The organism is Chryseobacterium hilariae (assembly GCF_051400735.1).
Taxonomy (GTDB): Bacteria; Bacteroidota; Bacteroidia; order Flavobacteriales; family Weeksellaceae; genus Chryseobacterium.
This window is the reverse complement of record NZ_JBLFFJ010000001.1, coordinates 539,411-555,776: the sequence shown is the minus strand read 5'-3', so window position 1 is coordinate 555,776 and position 16,366 is coordinate 539,411. Positions and strand designations below refer to the sequence as shown.

Annotated in this window: 16 protein-coding genes; 6 read left to right on the top strand and 10 right to left on the bottom strand. The window is 36.9% G+C overall.

The window, feature by feature from the left end; all coding sequences use genetic code 11:
* Positions 1-11: 11 nt before the first annotated feature.
* The 9 genes from ACMGDK_RS02700 to ACMGDK_RS02660 all read right to left on the bottom strand — a co-directional run bounded on the left by ACMGDK_RS02700 (position 12) and on the right by ACMGDK_RS02660 (position 8,352).
* Entirely contained in the window at positions 12-617 is a 606-nt protein-coding gene (locus tag ACMGDK_RS02700) for a DUF4230 domain-containing protein (protein ID WP_436806515.1), read from the bottom strand.
* A 2-nt stretch (positions 618-619) separates the two neighbouring features.
* The gene (locus ACMGDK_RS02695; RefSeq protein WP_436806514.1) at positions 620-1,186 is read right to left on the bottom strand and encodes a TlpA family protein disulfide reductase; all 567 of its coding nucleotides are present in this window, start codon (positions 1,184-1,186) and stop codon (positions 620-622) included.
* A 1-nt stretch (position 1,187) separates the two neighbouring features.
* Complete coding sequence (locus tag ACMGDK_RS02690) at positions 1,188-1,655, bottom strand: pyrophosphohydrolase domain-containing protein (protein WP_116011702.1); 468 nt, start codon at positions 1,653-1,655, stop codon at positions 1,188-1,190.
* A 329-nt stretch (positions 1,656-1,984) separates the two neighbouring features.
* The gene (locus tag ACMGDK_RS02685) at positions 1,985-2,404 is read right to left on the bottom strand and encodes a hypothetical protein (RefSeq protein WP_436806513.1); all 420 of its coding nucleotides are present in this window, start codon (positions 2,402-2,404) and stop codon (positions 1,985-1,987) included.
* A 10-nt stretch (positions 2,405-2,414) separates the two neighbouring features.
* Entirely contained in the window at positions 2,415-3,128 is a 714-nt protein-coding gene (locus ACMGDK_RS02680) for a hypothetical protein (protein WP_436806512.1), read from the bottom strand.
* 451 nt (positions 3,129-3,579) lie between these two features.
* Positions 3,580-6,507, bottom strand: a complete 2,928-nt coding sequence (locus ACMGDK_RS02675; protein WP_436806511.1) for a reprolysin-like metallopeptidase — start codon at positions 6,505-6,507, stop codon at positions 3,580-3,582.
* A 192-nt stretch (positions 6,508-6,699) separates the two neighbouring features.
* Positions 6,700-6,771 carry a hypothetical protein gene (locus ACMGDK_RS02670; protein ID WP_436807245.1) on the bottom strand — a complete coding sequence of 24 codons (72 nt, stop codon included), beginning with the start codon at positions 6,769-6,771 and terminating at the stop codon, positions 6,700-6,702.
* Complete coding sequence (locus ACMGDK_RS02665) at positions 6,759-7,196, bottom strand: DinB family protein (RefSeq protein ID WP_436806510.1); 438 nt, start codon at positions 7,194-7,196, stop codon at positions 6,759-6,761. The genes ACMGDK_RS02670 and ACMGDK_RS02665 overlap by 13 nt, the downstream gene beginning before the upstream one ends.
* A 16-nt stretch (positions 7,197-7,212) precedes the next feature.
* Positions 7,213-8,352 carry an acyl-CoA dehydrogenase family protein gene (locus ACMGDK_RS02660; RefSeq protein ID WP_436806509.1) on the bottom strand — a complete coding sequence of 380 codons (1,140 nt, stop codon included), beginning with the start codon at positions 8,350-8,352 and terminating at the stop codon, positions 7,213-7,215.
* 193 nt (positions 8,353-8,545) lie between these two features.
* Between ACMGDK_RS02660 and ACMGDK_RS02655 the strand changes: the two genes are divergently transcribed.
* The 6 genes from ACMGDK_RS02655 to ACMGDK_RS02630 all read left to right on the top strand — a co-directional run bounded on the left by ACMGDK_RS02655 (position 8,546) and on the right by ACMGDK_RS02630 (position 15,367).
* Complete coding sequence (locus ACMGDK_RS02655) at positions 8,546-10,408, top strand: endonuclease (protein WP_436806508.1); 1,863 nt, start codon at positions 8,546-8,548, stop codon at positions 10,406-10,408.
* Positions 10,409-10,618: 210 nt separating this feature from the next.
* Positions 10,619-11,224: a SatD family protein gene (locus ACMGDK_RS02650; protein ID WP_436806507.1), complete on the top strand. Its 606-nt coding sequence runs from the start codon at positions 10,619-10,621 to the stop codon at positions 11,222-11,224.
* 2 nt (positions 11,225-11,226) lie between these two features.
* Positions 11,227-11,922, top strand: a complete 696-nt coding sequence (locus ACMGDK_RS02645; protein ID WP_436806506.1) for a DUF3307 domain-containing protein — start codon at positions 11,227-11,229, stop codon at positions 11,920-11,922.
* Between the two features lie 33 nt (positions 11,923-11,955).
* Entirely contained in the window at positions 11,956-12,675 is a 720-nt protein-coding gene (gene purC / locus ACMGDK_RS02640) for a phosphoribosylaminoimidazolesuccinocarboxamide synthase (RefSeq protein WP_223559523.1), read from the top strand.
* Positions 12,676-12,780: 105 nt separating this feature from the next.
* A complete protein-coding gene (gene purF, locus ACMGDK_RS02635) occupies positions 12,781-14,280 on the top strand; it encodes an amidophosphoribosyltransferase (protein WP_436806505.1) in 1,500 nt (499 codons plus the stop codon).
* A gap of 139 nt (positions 14,281-14,419) precedes the next feature.
* Positions 14,420-15,367 carry a glycerophosphodiester phosphodiesterase family protein gene (locus ACMGDK_RS02630; RefSeq protein ID WP_436806504.1) on the top strand — a complete coding sequence of 316 codons (948 nt, stop codon included), beginning with the start codon at positions 14,420-14,422 and terminating at the stop codon, positions 15,365-15,367.
* A 202-nt stretch (positions 15,368-15,569) separates the two neighbouring features.
* Here the strand turns inward: ACMGDK_RS02630 and ACMGDK_RS02625 are convergent, their stop codons facing one another.
* Positions 15,570-16,277: a porin family protein gene (locus ACMGDK_RS02625; RefSeq protein WP_436806503.1), complete on the bottom strand. Its 708-nt coding sequence runs from the start codon at positions 16,275-16,277 to the stop codon at positions 15,570-15,572.
* Positions 16,278-16,366: the final 89 nt, after the last annotated feature.

Genomic DNA, 16,366 nt, shown 5'->3' with positions numbered 1-16,366 from the left:
GCTTTACATTTTTAGAGTCCTAAAACACCGAGCTTGCCGGTTTCATCTTCTATGGTATAATCCAAAGCTTTTGCCAAAACGAAAATATTATTGAGATTTTCCATTAATTGTTTGCGGCCTTCCGTTCTCAACTGATTCTCATTAATAGATTTAACCGCAGCTTCCTTAGCTTTCTGGGTCACATTTTTAATATCTTTTTCGGAAATCCTGTTGAAAAAAGAATCGTCCAGCGACTGGATCTCAACGCTTGGTGTAATTCTTATTTCCGCATCAGGAAGTTCAGTAATAACCAGCTTTTTGTTGATAGAATCTACTTCTATCTTCATTTTGTTAAGATCATAAGAAACCTGTGCATTGGTTTTGGTGTAGGTAATAATGCTGTTGTTTGACACTTCTTTTCCAAACACCTCATAGCCCATCTTGGTTTTCTGCATGCTGGATACATTCTGCTCCATGACTACCATTTTATTCATTTTGGAAATCTGGTTGGTCAGAATATAATAATCCGACTTCTCCGTCTTTTCACCAAGATTAAAACACGATTTAAGCCCGAAGAACAGGATCAGCATAACGAGAATTCCCGCTGCAAATGATATGATTACTTTGTAATTTCTCAATTTTATTTGTTAAAAATTTCTTTAATTACAGAACTGTCGTCTTTTTTCAGAATTTCAGCCAAATCCCTTTCAATATATCCTGTTTTAGGCATTTCTATGATCCTTCCGATTTCTTTACCATATCTTTCTACAATAATGGTTGGAACTTTCTGGATGTTATAACGGACTTCGTCTCCGGTAGGAGATTCTTTTTTGCGGTTAACAGCAATAATCGTCAGCTTATTGTCCGGATATTTTAATTCCTCCAAAATCTTCATCAGCCTTGGAAAATCTCTGTGGCTGTCTTCACACCACGTTCCTATAAAAACAACAAGAGAATAGGTATTGAATTTGGCTTTCTTTAGTTCGCCAATTGCTTTTTGGTCAACAGCATATTCGTCATGCTCTTTCACATACCAGTCTGCATACGGAGCTTTTAAGAACTGCTCTTTGAACTGGTTTCCTAAAAGCATTTTGCCATCATTCTGAGTGTCTACTTCACGGTTCATCACCACTTTTTGGGCACTGAACTGCTGGGAAGCCAACACAAAGCTTGAAACAGCAACAATATGGGTAATAAATTTTTTCATATTATTTTTCGATAATTGTTTTTAAATCTGCAGGGGAGTAGTACTTATTCTTAAGAACTTTATGGTCTGCTTTTCTGTAGACGTTAAATTTCTCTCCTGATTTCTCATAAAAAGATTCTACCTCTTTTTCTTTATAAAATGCTACGGTTTCCTCTGCCTGCTCTGCAGTATCGCAAGCTTTAGACATATTGGAACGCTGCACTTCGTTGAATAGCTCTACAAATTTATTGCCAAGTCCGAATTCCAGTACAGCTCCGCTTAAAACATATTGAAGATCACACAGGGCATCAGCTATTTCTACGATATCATTATCAGCGATAGCCTGCTTTAATTCATTTAATTCTTCCTGAAGAAGTTCAACTCTGAGGTTGCATCTTTCCTGGGAAGGAATTTGTGGTGTATCTAAAATAGGGGCTTTAAAAGTGGTGTGGAATTCTGCAACTTGGTTCAGACTGTCAATTTTATCCATGAATTTTATTATTTACTACAAAGATAGAAAACGATTTTGGAAAATTTGTAATACCCATTAGATATCTCTTCTGATAAAAAGTTAAATAATCGTTGGCTGCAAACATGTTTTCATTAAAAATCCACAGCTTAAAACTGTGGATTATTTTTTTAAGTTTTGAAATAATTATTAATTTGTTCAGCTTTTATTTTTTGAACCATTAAGATTTAATAATTAAGAAATTCTCTCAGAGCCTTAAAATCAGAATGATTTATCTTAATTATACTTTGTTCTTTAAATTCTCCTTGGTGGTTTAAGAAGAGTAGAAGTTTTTAATAAGTTTAAGCAGATTATTCCAATTCTTCATACTTCCATATGCCTGAGATATTTAAGAGCGTTAAGCCTGGCTGCTTTTCACCATAGCTGAATACACAGATATATTTTGAATGACAAACCTGGCAGTCGGTGCCAAAATACAAGGTCGGTAAATCGTTTACTGTTAAGTTACCAAAATGACCCATTCTTTGTGAGGTTTCAGTAACAATTTTGTTTTGTAATAATTCATTTTTAGATAAGACTTTATCTTCATTATAAATCTGGAAGATCGGAAACCCGGTTTCATACGGGAAAATTTCAACTGTATTTTCATGGCCGCAATCGCAGCAGGTAAATTTTGTTGCGGCAGAAGGAATTATTTCATTATTGCTGAAATGGTTTTTTACAATAGAAGCCTGTTTGCTGACTTTAATTTTTTTTGATATTGAATACATCTGAGCTTATTTATTGCTGAATCACGGTTCCTACCAGGTTATTATACTTTCCGCTTGGACTTTTTTTAATGGTAATTTTCACATAGCCTTCCTGTGCCAGTTTATTCCATGTTTTCTGATAACCTGTTGCTACATCAATCGGGATTTTCCACATTGTCTGTTTTCCTCCGCCAATCTGATTAAACCAGGGAATAACATCAGCGGTTTGAGACTTGAAAGGTAGTAAATTATTCAGAACATCTATTTCATAATAGAAATCGTATTTATTTTCAGGCTGGTTTAAAGCTCTTTGCGAAAAAGTATAAACGTACCCGTTGATTATAGGACTTGTGAAACTTCCTCCTAAAGTTGGATCCCCATTTCCATTATAGTTCCCAATGGCCCCGCTGTATCTGTCGAATTTTTGTCCCGCCTGAAACGGAACATCGTCAACGATATTATATCCACCGTTAGCAGGCGGCCAGCCACCATTCAGGTTATTAGTATTAAATAATGCTTCCAGTTCGCTCCATTTTCCGAGTTTATATAAGTCAAACGCCTGGTTTCTGATGGTCTGGTTTACAGTTCCGGCTGGGTCATAGGTTAAAGCAAACTCATCCGCATTTTTATAGAATACATGCGTAACGATTCCTGTTGGATTATCATTGTCTTCATTGTCTGAACTACATGATATTGAAAAGAAAGCGGTTGTGAGAAAAAAGATGTACTTAAATAAATGTTTCATGATAAAAGTTTTAATGGTTTAGTTTTTTAATAGTACAGAGGTTCTGTTATTTTTATGATTTATGACATGAGATAAGACTGTCTTCTGATGATATGAAAAGACATTCCTGTAACCTGACATGGCTTGATAGTAAAAAGTTGTATTCTTAAGAAACAGAATCAATTGTATCACCATCAGCCAAAAAATCCGGTCTCGGATTTATATCGAATACTGATTGGGGAAACGGTACAGTGGAAATAGTTTTGAGTGATAAATTTAGATTAAAAATTTTAAATATTGATTAATTTTTCAATAATAAAACTTTATGAATTATTTTTATATATTAATAAATTGATTTGATGATATTTTAGAGATGTTAAACTTCTTAAGCTATCAGAAACCTGTCATTTTATTTTCAAATAAAAAAGACTGCCCGGAAAGGCAGTCTTCAAAGTGTACTTAATAATGGTTATTAATTTTTAATGAATCTCTTGGCAGCTTCTCCAACCTGGATCATATAAGCTCCTTTAATAAGTCCGCTTACATTCACACTGCCTCTTTCCAGTTTTCCTGAATTGATTAGTTTCCCACCCATATCGAAGATCTTATAATCTTCTGATGCTGTATTTGAAATATGTAACATATCTTTTACAGGGTTTGGATACAGCTTGATATCAGTGATCAGATCTTTAGTATCAAGAAGTTCTCCTTTTCCTGAAGAAACGATATTCAGGGTATAGTCTTCAACCTGGCCGTAAGTATAAGATCCGCATGAAGAAGTTGGTGCAGAGCTGTACTTCATCATCACTCTCATTCTTGTAGAACCTATTGCCGCAGTTGCAGGAATAGTGATGCTTCCTGTTGCAGGAGTAGTGGTAGAGCCCGCTTTAGACCATGCTAATTCTCCGCTGTCTGTAAAGTCACCATCACCGTTATAATCAATATACACTGCATAAGCTTCGCTGTAAACCGTTGATGTCCATGTAGGAGTTACTGAGATGGTATAAGCGCTTCCTCTTGTTACATTGGTAGAAACAGAAGTGAAGTTTTCATATCCTGCAGTTCCTGTTGAAGTATTGTTAATGGTTCCGAATTTCACATTTCCGATTCTTTCATCTGCTGTATTGGTTGCAGAAGCCGTACAGTAAGTCACCGTACCTCCGGACAGTGTTGTAACGCTTACTGTATTGCTTGAAGGCGATACATTTCCTGCTGCATCTTTAGATTTAACACTAAAGCTGTACGTTGTAGAAGGCGTTAAGCTTGTTACCGTATATGTTGTAGATGCTGTAGAACCGATTAATGAAGCACCTTGATAAACATCGTACCCTGTAACCGCTACATTATCCGTAGCTCCGCTCCAGGAAAGATTAGTCGTGGTAGATGTAGTTCCGGAAGCTGCAAGGGTAGGAGCTGTAGGGGCTACCGTATCTGTACCTCCTGAGCCTGCATTTACAGTGATATTTGCGTTATTTACATCAAAGAAAATATGGTTAGACCCTTTTACCATAATTCTTCCTGTTGTAGTAGATGAATTTGGAATGGTTACCGCCTGAGTTCCATCGTTCGGAGTTCCGGCAAGAAGGGTAGTCCATGTATTTCCGCTGTCTGTTGACCAAAGAATATCTACATTGGCAGCATTCACACCATTAGCTGTTGTTCCTGCTACATTCCATGTAACGGTTTGTGAGCTTCCTCCTGAATAAGTAGTGGCTGAATTCTGTGATGAAACGCTGAAAGGCCCAGCTGTGCCGTTTACAGTGATCAGAGCATCATCAGAATTATTTCCTGAACCTCCGGCTCTGTTATCACGAACAGTAAATCTGAAATTTAAAGATCTTGCTACATTGGACAGTGCTTCCACCGTGATTTCTGAACCTGCAGTAGTAGTGCCTCCTGTTAAGATAGATGCCATTCTTGGGAAATACCTCGTTGGAGAAGTCGTAGGCGTCCAAGATCTGAAAGTAGGACCTGATGCCTTGGTAGCACTTGCCGCAGAGCTGGCTCCAGTTTGGGATGATGATGCATTATCCATCTGTTCCCAGATATAAGTTAATGAATCTCCGTTAGCATCAGTTCCTGTTCCTGTAAGCATGAACGGTGTGCCTTTCGGAATGGTATAATCAAGTCCGGCGTTGGCTGTAGGAATGGCATTTCCTGTAGAAGTGCTTACCGGACATGTTTTAGCTTTGATATTATTGGTGATTTGCTGGATGCTTACCGCATGGAAAAATGCATCCGAATGGGGCTGTACATCCTGGCCGGTAATGCCTGCATAGCCCATGATCGTTGATCCTGAGCCAGGCTCCATGTTAACGCCTGTACCCTCATTGCCGTGAGAGAAGGTATGGTTACCTCCGAATTGATGTCCCAATTCGTGGGCTACATAATCAATGTCAAAATTATCACCTGAAGGAATAGCATCAGCCGGAGAAGTGTACCCGCTTCCTTTTGAACCGTTTGTACAGATACAGCCGATACAGCCTGCATTTCCGCCTCCTCCGGAAGCTCCGAATAAATGCCCGACATCATAATTGGCTTCTCCGATCACAGAGGTCAGTGTACTTTGAAGCTGGGAGTTCCAGCTGCTCATTCCTGAAGCTGCAGAATAGGGGTCTGTAGAGGCGTTGGTATAAATGACAGCATCATTGTTGGAAATAAGAACCATTCTTGCCGCAAAATCTTTTTCAAAAACACCATTTACACGGGTCATTGTGTTATTAATGGCAGCAAGAGCATTCGCTTTAGTTCCTCCAAAATAAGTAGTATATTCTCCCGTAGTTGAAAGAGCAAGCCTGAATGTTCTCAACTTGGCATCATCTGCGTTCGGTCTTGCAGCAAGGGTATTGGATACTCCTTTCTGTGCTACGTCGATAACGGTACATTCGAATTTATTGAGGTTATCTTTTTTATCAGACTTTCTGTATACTACATAAGAAGAAAGATCTTTGGCATAAGGCTCAATAAAAACAGCAGACTTGTCACCATAGATCTCCATAGAGGAAAGACCAAGCGAAGAAATACTGAAATAAACTGTTGAATTAGAATCGGTGAGGCCTTCACCTACGTAAGATTTGATATCCGGATATTTCGCGGCAAGCTGAGGATCAAAATTTGAATTTTCTCTCACTTTAAAGTTCTCCATCTTTCCTTCAGAATTAGGAAAAGAAATGATAATTTCTGATTTTTCTCCCGGAGCCAGTCTTTTTGGGGCTCTGGCGAGAGCATTTTTTAATCCTTCAAAATCTAAACTATAGATTTTCGGATTGTTAATTGAGGTTTTGTTTTCAAAAATTTCTGAAGGTGCTTTTTTTGAACCTTCACTCCAGAGACGATCAGTCTGCGCGAAAGAAATGCCCGTAATAAGAAGCATTCCAATCATGGATAATTGTTTTTTCATAAATTAATTATTTAGATTGTGGAATATCAAAGCTAATAAAAAATATGTTATGAAAATCAAAACTATTTAAGAAAAATTTAGAATATGTGTGTAATTTATTATGCAATACATTGAAAATACATTATCTCAAAAAAAGAAAATAGCATACGCAAAATACGTATGCTATTCATTTATTGTAAGAATAATTCTTAATTACATTTTATCATCAGCAGTAGGTCCGTAAAGTCCCGGAACTTTATTTCCTGTTGATCTTAAATAAACCACAAGCTCTCCTCTGTGATGATACAGGTGGTTGTACAAAAATCCTCTGATAACCTGTATTTTCTGGGCAGGAGGAAAAAAAACGTTTCGTTCATTTCCATTCTCCACTCATTTAAATAGGTGTTTTCATCAGAATTTTCTAAAACTTTCTGAGCTCTGGCAACATTCTCTTCAAATTTTGCCACAATATTTTCAGCTTTTGAAATGTTACCCTTATCATACTGGTAGGTTCCCATATCGAAAACATCCTGATTAAAGGTAGAATCATACCAATTATACACTTCAGCAATGTGGGAAGCAAGCTGCCCGGTCGTCCAGTTTTTCTCAGACGGCTGCCAGTTTAAAGCACTGTCTGGAATTGCATTTAAAATTTTTCTGGTATTTTCTGCTTCATGCAGAAATTCACCTAAGAGAGCCTGCTTAATCATTTGTGTAATTTTTAAATTATTTTGTAATATCTCTTCCGATTACCATTCTCTGGATCTCTGAAGTTCCTTCACCAATGGTACATAATTTAGAGTCTCTGTAGAATTTCTCAGCAGGGAAGTCTTTTGTATATCCGTAACCTCCAAAAATCTGAACTGCATTGTTAGAAATTCTTACACAAGCTTCGGATGCATACAATTTTGCCATTGCTCCTTCTTTGGTCATTTTTTGTTTGGCATTTTTCAGAGTCGAAGCTCTTTGGATCAAAAGTTCCGCAGCATCAATTTCAGTAGCCATATCAGCCAGCATAAAGTTGATAGCCTGGAATTCAGCGATTGCTTTTCCGAACTGATGCCTTTCTTTAGCATATTTTAAAGCCGCTTTATAAGCTCCTCTTGCAGTTCCTAAACTTAAGGCTGCAATAGAAATTCTACCTCCGTCCAGAATTTTCATAGCCTGCTTGAATCCTTCACCCACTTCGCCTAAACGGTGTGAATCCGGTACACGAACGTTATCAAAGATAAGCTCAGCTGTTTCAGAAGCACGCATTCCCAGCTTGTTTTCTTTCTTTCCTGAACTAAAGCCTGGCATTCCTTTTTCCAAGACAAAAGCAGTAGAGTTGTTTTTAGCTCCTATTTCACCCGTTCTCGTCATTACTACGGCAATATCTCCCGAAATAGCATGAGTGATAAAGTTTTTGGCTCCGTTGATGATCCATTCATCACCGTCTTTTACAGCAGTAGTAGACATACCTCCTGAATCAGAACCTGTATTATGCTCTGTTAATCCCCAAGCTCCAATCACTTTTCCTGAAGCCAGCTGCGGAAGCCACTTATTTCTCTGCTCTTCATTTCCAAATTCATAGATATGATTGGTACAAAGCGAATTGTGTGCAGCCACAGAAAGACCAATAGACGGGTCTACCTGAGAGATCTCATCCAGAATAGTAACATATTCATGATAACCTAAACCGGAACCTCCATATTGCTCAGGAACTACAATTCCCATAAATCCCATTTCTCCTAACTGGTGAAATAAATCTTTTGGAAATGTCTGGCTCTCGTCCCACTCCATAATATTTGGTCTGATATTTTTCTCAGCAAACTCTCTTGCTGTTTCTGCTATCATTTTAATGTTGTCAATAGTCTCTGTGTTCATATAGATAAAATAGTTAGTTCCCAAAGATAATTAAATTGACGGAAAGCCAAAAATAATTATTTAGCTCATAGGACTATATGCTCAATATTTTAATAATCAATTTTTTATATTTTTATAATTAATGATTTTTTAATAAAAAATTCAGAACTTTAAGTGTTCTAATTTACTATTTTAGTCAACCAATTTTTAATGAATGAAAAAAGTTTTACTGCCTATTATTCTAATTTCGTCATTTGTTTCCGCCCAGGCCCCGACAGGATATTACGACGGAACAGCCGGACTTACAGGATATGCACTAAAGTCTAAACTTCACAATATTATTTCTGAGAAGAATGTCAACTGGCATTATGGTGATTTACCCAATCTATATAATCAAACAGATTTAGATAAATATTATGATTACGGACCGGGTAATACTACTATTTTGCTTGATATTTATTCTGAAATTCCTACCGGGGCTGATGCTTATGAGTACACTTCGGCAAATTTGATAAGTACTTCAGGTACTGAAGGATTGGGGTACAACAGGGAACATGTAGTTCCGCAAAGTACATTTGACAGTAATTATCCGATGTATTCAGATTTACACTTTGTAATCCCTACAGATGCAAGAATCAATCAGCTTAGAAATAATTATCCTTATGGTATTGGGAATTCCACAGTTCATTATACATTTACAAACACATCTAAAATTGCCAATAGTGCTATTCCAGGTTATATTTACACGAACAGGGTGTATGAGCCTGTGGATGAATTCAAAGGAGATATTGCGAGGATGCTGCTTTATTTTGCTGTAAGATATGAAGATAAACTGCCTTCATTTAATTATTCAACCAATATTAATCCTGCGATAGACCGCTCTCCTTTTGATGGAACTGCAGAACGGGCTTTTGACCCTGCTTATATTTCGATGCTTCTTCAATGGCATCTTCAGGATCCTGTATCTCAAAGGGAAACGGATCGGAATAACGCCATCTATACTATTCAGAAAAACAGAAACCCTTTTATTGATAACCCTCAATGGGTTAATTCTATTTGGGTGCAGACCCCTGATGCTATTGCGCCGCAGGCTCCTTTAAATTTAAACTCCATTCAATCCGGAGCTTACTACACTCATTTAGCATGGTCGCCAAGTACGAGTTCAGATGTTATCGGATATCATATTTATCAAAATGATGTTCTCGTAGCTACTACAAAATCTACGTCAATAGTTATTGATCATCTTACACCTTCCACCTCTTATTCATTTACAGTAAAAGCGTATGATCAAAGCTACCTGCAATCTCCTGACAGTAATATAATCACGCTGTCTACATCAGCAACTGACACCAATTCGAGAGATCTTTTTATCGTTAAATATATTGAAGGAACAGGTAATAATAAAGCTCTGGAAATTGTAAACAAAACAGGTCATGAAGTAGATTTAAACAATTACAGCATAAGAGTACAATACTATAATAGTTCAAGTAGCTCTTATTACTATGGCAACAGTTTTGAACTTGAAGGAAAAATACCCAATAATGAAAATTTCGTCATCCTGAACCCTAAATCTGCATTATCATGTTACACCAATAATGACGCACGGTTTCTTACAGCAGGTGATGCCCTGACTTTTGCAGGAACCCAATATGTAGAGCTGGCTTATAAATCAGCAACGGTTGATGCTATAGGAAGTAAGTTTGTAAGTAATTCCTATGGTGATGTTTCTCTTTACAGAAAGGCTACGGTAAGCCAGCCAACCACTACTTTTACAATTGGTGAATGGGATTCTTACTCTGCTGATTACTGCCAGAACCTTGGAACATTGTCTACAACCGACCTGATAACTTCCAACAAAGAATTTAAAATCTACCCGAATCCTGTTAGTGACAATCTTTTCGTAAGCGGAGAAACTCAGGATATAAAAACAGCTCAGGTATTGGATCTTTCAGGAAAAATAATTTATACAGAAAAAGATCCGTTCAGAAATAAGAAAAATATTTCCGTACAACATCTTTCAACAGGTTTTTATTTCTTAAAACTTGATGATAAAGCCTATCAGTTTATCAAAAAATAATAAGTAACTATCATTGCGATCGGAGCAGAGCAATCAATATAAGATTTTCAACTTTATTAATAGGGAGATTGCTTCGCTCCGCTCGCAATGACTTCACTAATGCTCATGTTTAAAGCATCATTGATATAAGCAGATTCACTAATAATCAATATCTATAAGGGTTTCTGCTTATATTTTTTATTTATAAGTAATTATGCTTATATTTGCATAATGATAGCGGTCATAACCGGTGATATTATAAATTCACAGCATGCAGACACAGAAGTTTGGATTACCAGACTCAAGAATCTCCTGGAAAACTGGGGAAGTTCACCGCTCGCATGGGAAATCTACAGAGGAGACGAATTTCAGCTCAAGTGTAATATTGATGAAGTATTCTGGCGTTTTCTAGCCATTAAGTCCCTTATAAGAAGTCAGGAAAACTTAGATGTAAGAATTGCCATAGGCATTGGTGAAGAAAATTTTTCCTCTGAGAAGATCACCGAATCCAACGGAACAGCATATGTGCACTCCGGAAGACTGCTGAATGATCTTAAAAGCGACGGCCACACCGTTTCTATAAAAACCTCAAACGAGGCCGTAGACAGAGATCTGAATATCCTTCTGAAATGGTCTTCAAAAGATTTCGACAGCTGGACGGTAGCTACGGCAGAGATCATTCACGAAATGATCATGAACCAGGATATCACACAGGAAGATCTCGCTAAGAAATTTGCTATTTCACAGTCCTCGGTAAGCCAGAGACTGAAACGCGCCAACTACGACCTTATCGTAGAAACTAATCAATATTTTAGAAAGAAAATTTCAGAACTGTAAGCATGATCTTTACTAAACTCATATTGGCACATTTACTCGGAGATTTTATTCTTCAGCCAAATTCTTGGGTTGCAGATAAGGAACGCCGTAAGCTGAAAAGCCCGTATTTGTATCTTCATGTTCTGATTCACACTGTTTTAAGCTTTGTATTTCTTTGGAATACAGATTTGTGGTGGGTTTCATTGCTTGTCGGGATCACCCATTTTATAATTGATGCCTCAAAACTGATCTTTCAAACTGTAAAGAACAAGAAAAGATGGTTCTTTATTGATCAGTTACTGCACATCCTTGTCATTGCCGGAATCTCCTTCTATTGCAAAGAATTCAGTTTTGATTTTCTGCAGAATCCGCAATTTTTGAAAGTTTTGATGGCTGCATTGTTCCTGACAACACCGGCTTCAATTTTTATTAAGATAATATTGTCTTCCTGGACTCCGGCCCCGGAAGCACAAAGCAGTATACAGACCGAATCTTTGTCGAGTGCAGGGAAATATATAGGAATCCTGGAACGTCTTCTGGTTTTCACTTTTATTATGGTGAACCATTGGGAAGGTGTGGGATTTATGGTCGCCGCCAAATCCGTTTTCAGATTCAGTGATCTGGTACAAGCTAAGCAGAGAAAACTGACAGAATATGTGCTCATTGGCACATTGTTGAGTTTTGGATTGGCTGTTTTAACAGGAATTTTAATTAAGTAATATAAAATAAATCTAACTAATACGAATTTAGAAATGGAAAAGAAAGAAATGTTGTACGAAGGTAAAGCAAAACAAGTATTTGCTACCGATAATCCTGATCAAGTAGTAGTACGTTTTAAAGACGACGCTACAGCATTTAATGCTCAAAAAAGAGGATCTGTTGATTTGAAAGGTGAAATGAACAACGCTATCACAACTTTGATTTTTGAATATTTAAATGAAAAAGGGATTAAGACTCATTTCATTAAACAATTGAACGAAAGAGAGCAATTGGTAAGAAAAGTATCCATCATTCCTTTGGAAATGGTAGTAAGAAACTATTCTGCAGGAAGCATGGCTCAAAGATTAGGAGTGGAAGAAGGAATTAAATCTCCGGTTACCATTTTCGATATCTGCTACAAAAAAGACGAATTGGGAGATCCGCTTATCAACGATCATCATGCCGTTTTCTTAGGTGCTGCAACCTATGAAGAGCTTGATGAAATGTATGAGCTTACTTCTGACATCAACGAAATCCTGATTGATCTTTTCGACAAAATGAATATTATCCTGGTCGATTTTAAGATTGAATTAGGAAAAACTTCTGACGGTGAAATCATCCTGGCAGACGAAATATCTCCTGACACTTGCAGACTTTGGGACAAAGACACCATGAAAAAGCTGGATAAAGACAGATTCAGAAGAGACTTAGGAGAAGTTACTGAAGCGTATGTAGAAATCTACAATCGTCTTAAAACTCTTCTTCAGAAATAAGATTTTAGATAAAAATTAGATGTTAAGTTTTGTATTTAACATAATATTTAATTTTTCATCTAATTAAAATCTATCAAAATAAAATCTAGATTAGAAAAAATAGAAATGAAAAGTTTAGACATTCATAAAAGTGAATATTTAAAACAGTTTGAAACTCAAACTTACGGAAGAAATCTTTTCAGAACGCAGGAAGAAGAAAGACTGGATGCCCCCAATGAGGAGTGTGGTATCTTCGGAATGTATTCTGATAACGATCTTGATACGTTTTCTCTTTCACAGTTCGGGCTTTTTGCTTTACAGCACAGAGGCCAGGAAGCATGTGGTATTTCTGTTTTAAAAGACGGAAAAATCACCAATATGAAAGATGAAGGTTTGGTTTTGGATGTTTATAAAGAGATCCAGGATCCTGAAGCTTTTATGGGAAATTCTGCAATCGGTCATACTCGTTATACGACTGCAGGAGACAAAAAGAAGTATAATTTTCAGCCATTTTTCGCGAAAAACGAATATGACCAGATTATTCTTTCTATAGCGCATAACGGTAACCTTACCAATGCAAAAGAATTAAAAGCTGAATTGGAAGCTGAAGGCGTAGTTTTCAGAGCGACTTCCGATTCTGAGGTCATTTTAAGATTGATCCAGAAAAATCTTGATTTAGGGCTTCGTGGAGCTATTAAAGCGACCATGGAGAAAATTGAAGGCGCCTATTCCGTAGTTGGAATGACGAGAAATAAATTCTTTGCTTTCAGGGATTTTAATGGGATCCGTCCTTTGGTTTTAGGAGCTGTTGACGAAAAAACTTACGTGGTGGCTTCCGAATCTGTTGCATTGGATGCCGTAGGTGCCCAATATGTACGTGATATTTTACCGGGTGAAATCATTTATACGAATGAAAACGAACCGGGTAAGCTAAATTCTTACATGGTCAATGAAGCAAGAGGCAAGCAAAGGATTTGTTCTTTTGAATACATCTATTTCGCAAGACCGGACTCCACTTTAGAAAATATCAATGTATACGAGATCAGGGAGAAATCCGGTGAAAAGATCTGGGAACAGGCCCCTGTAGAAGCTGATGTAGTAATTGGAGTTCCGGATTCAGGAGTTCCGGCAGCTATTGGTTTTTCCAAGGCTTCAGGCATACCTTTCCGCCCGGTTCTGATTAAAAACAGATATATCGGAAGAAGTTTCATTGTTCCGACACAGGAAATGAGAGAAAGAGTAGTGAACCTTAAGCTTAACCCGATCATTTCTGAGATCAAAGACAAGAGAGTAGTAATCATAGACGATTCTATTGTAAGAGGAACTACTTCCAAAAGACTGGTGAAAATATTGAAAGATGCAGGCGTAAAAGAGATTCACTTCAGAAGTGTTTCTCCACCTATTATTGCCCCATGCTACTTAGGAATAGATACACCTTCAAAAGATGATCTGATTTCGGCCAATATGACTACTGAAGAGCTTAGAAATTATCTGGGTGTAGATTCACTCGAATTTTTAAGTACAGACAGCCTGAAAGAAATTTTAGGATCTTCCAATCATTGTTTCGGATGTTTTACAGAAGAATATCCGGTAGGAAAAGGAGAGGAGGTAGAATTGTTCAATTAATATTCTATCGATTTAAATAAATGAAAGAGCCAGGTTTGTACATCTGGCTCTTTTGTTTGTATAAATATATCAAAAGTTTAATATTCCTGTATCATACAATATAGAACCAGGCTTTAATTTTGTACCATTAAAACTTTATATGAAAAACGTATTTTTAACAGGTTTTTTTCTGGTATTTGCTCAATTCTATTCCTCTCAGGCGTTCGATAAGCAGGCGCACCGCGGAGGAAAGTCTTTATATCCCGAAAATACTGTTCAGGCGATGAAGAACGCTTTAAAAATGGATATTACAACATTGGAGATGGATCTGGCTATCACGAAAGACAAAAAAGTAATCCTCTCCCATGATGCTTTTCTTTCTCCTGAACTGGTAACAAAGCCGGATGGAACTTATATTCCCAAAGACTCAGGATTTTACTATAAAATCTATGATATGCCTTATGCCAAAATTCAAACATTTGACGTAGGCTTAAAGAAACTTGATAATTATCCTGATCAAAAAAAGATAAAAGCCCAAAAACCACTTTTTTCAGAAGTAATAGATGCTTGCGAGGCTTACTCCCATGAACTGAAAAGACCTTTACCTTTTTATAATATAGAAACTAAAACACGGCCTTTTTCTGACCATATATTTCATCCTGAACCAAAGGAGTTTGTAAATCTTATGATGAACATTATTCTAGAAAAGGGAATTCAGGACCGTGTAATTATCCAGTCGTTTGATCCTCGAACATTGGAAATCATCCATAAAGAATATCCTAAGATCATGACCGCTTTATTGGTAGAAAAGGTTGATGATAAAAAGCTGGCACAGCAGCAGACTCATTTTGAAAATATACCTGCCGAAAAATTCAGACAGTATCCCAATCACCTGAATGGTGTAGCCGGAGATTTGAAATTCCTTAGTTTTATCCCCAACATTTACAGTCCTGATCATAGACTTGTTACTTCAAAACTTGTACAGGAATGCCATGCATTGGGAATGAAAGTTGTACCATGGACAGTCAACACTAAAGAAAGATTAAGAGAATTAAAGGATATGGGAATAGATGGAGTAATCAGCGATGATCCGAGAATATTTGAATAGCTCCTTTATTCCTTTGTTAAATATAATCAGATAGAGGAAACATTTATAGCAATGCCATCCAGCAACAACTCTAAAACTCCTGATTCCCTTTCCTGATATCTAGTATCTAGAAATCTTTCTTCATATCAATAAAAACGAAAGCCCGGACTTAAAAATTTTAAGCCCGGACTTTACTATAGGTTAAATAATTGATTGTCTTCTATTAGAATTTATAATTCAAGCCTAACTGGAACGCTCTGTGGTTCAATGGCTCAGTACCCTCAGGCTTTTGGTTTCTCATATCCGTAAGACTGTTGATATATCTTGCATTAATCCCAATGTTTTGAGTGATATCGTATCCAAGACCTAAACCAAGACCTAGGTTAAATTTGTTAACGTTATCTTTATTAATGTCTTCAGAGCTAGATGCTGACTGGGTTGTAGTAACACCTCCTTTAGTCGTAGAAATAGTACTGTTTCCAGAATTTTTTCCGTTGATGAAATAACTGAACTCAGGACCTGCTTCTACATAAAATTTCTCTGTAGGTCTCATTTGTACCATTAAAGGAACTGAAATATAGTTCATGGTAGTTTTATAATCGTTTTTCGTTTTAATGTTAGTATCACCAACAGTTACATCCGTAGAAGAGATTACACTTTTCGCTCCTAACTGGTTGTATAAAACTTCCGGCTGTAAGCTGAATTTCTGAGAAAGTGGAATGTTAACTAAAACTCCGGCATGGAAACCTATTTTCTGGTTGTTAAGGCTTAATTTCTGCTCACTTAAATAAGATGAGTTTCCTCCCGCTTTAATACCAAATCTGATAGGCTGTTTTTCTTGTTTGATTGGTTCTGTGCTTACTGTTTTTGTTTCCTGAGCAAATGTCATCATGCCAGCAGCAACTGCCAACCCTAGAAATAACTTCTTCATAATTTTATTTTTTAATTTTACTATTTACTTTCTTATCCGATTTTTCAATCAGACTTGATTTATTTTGCAAAATGCTTGCCAAACTTTGA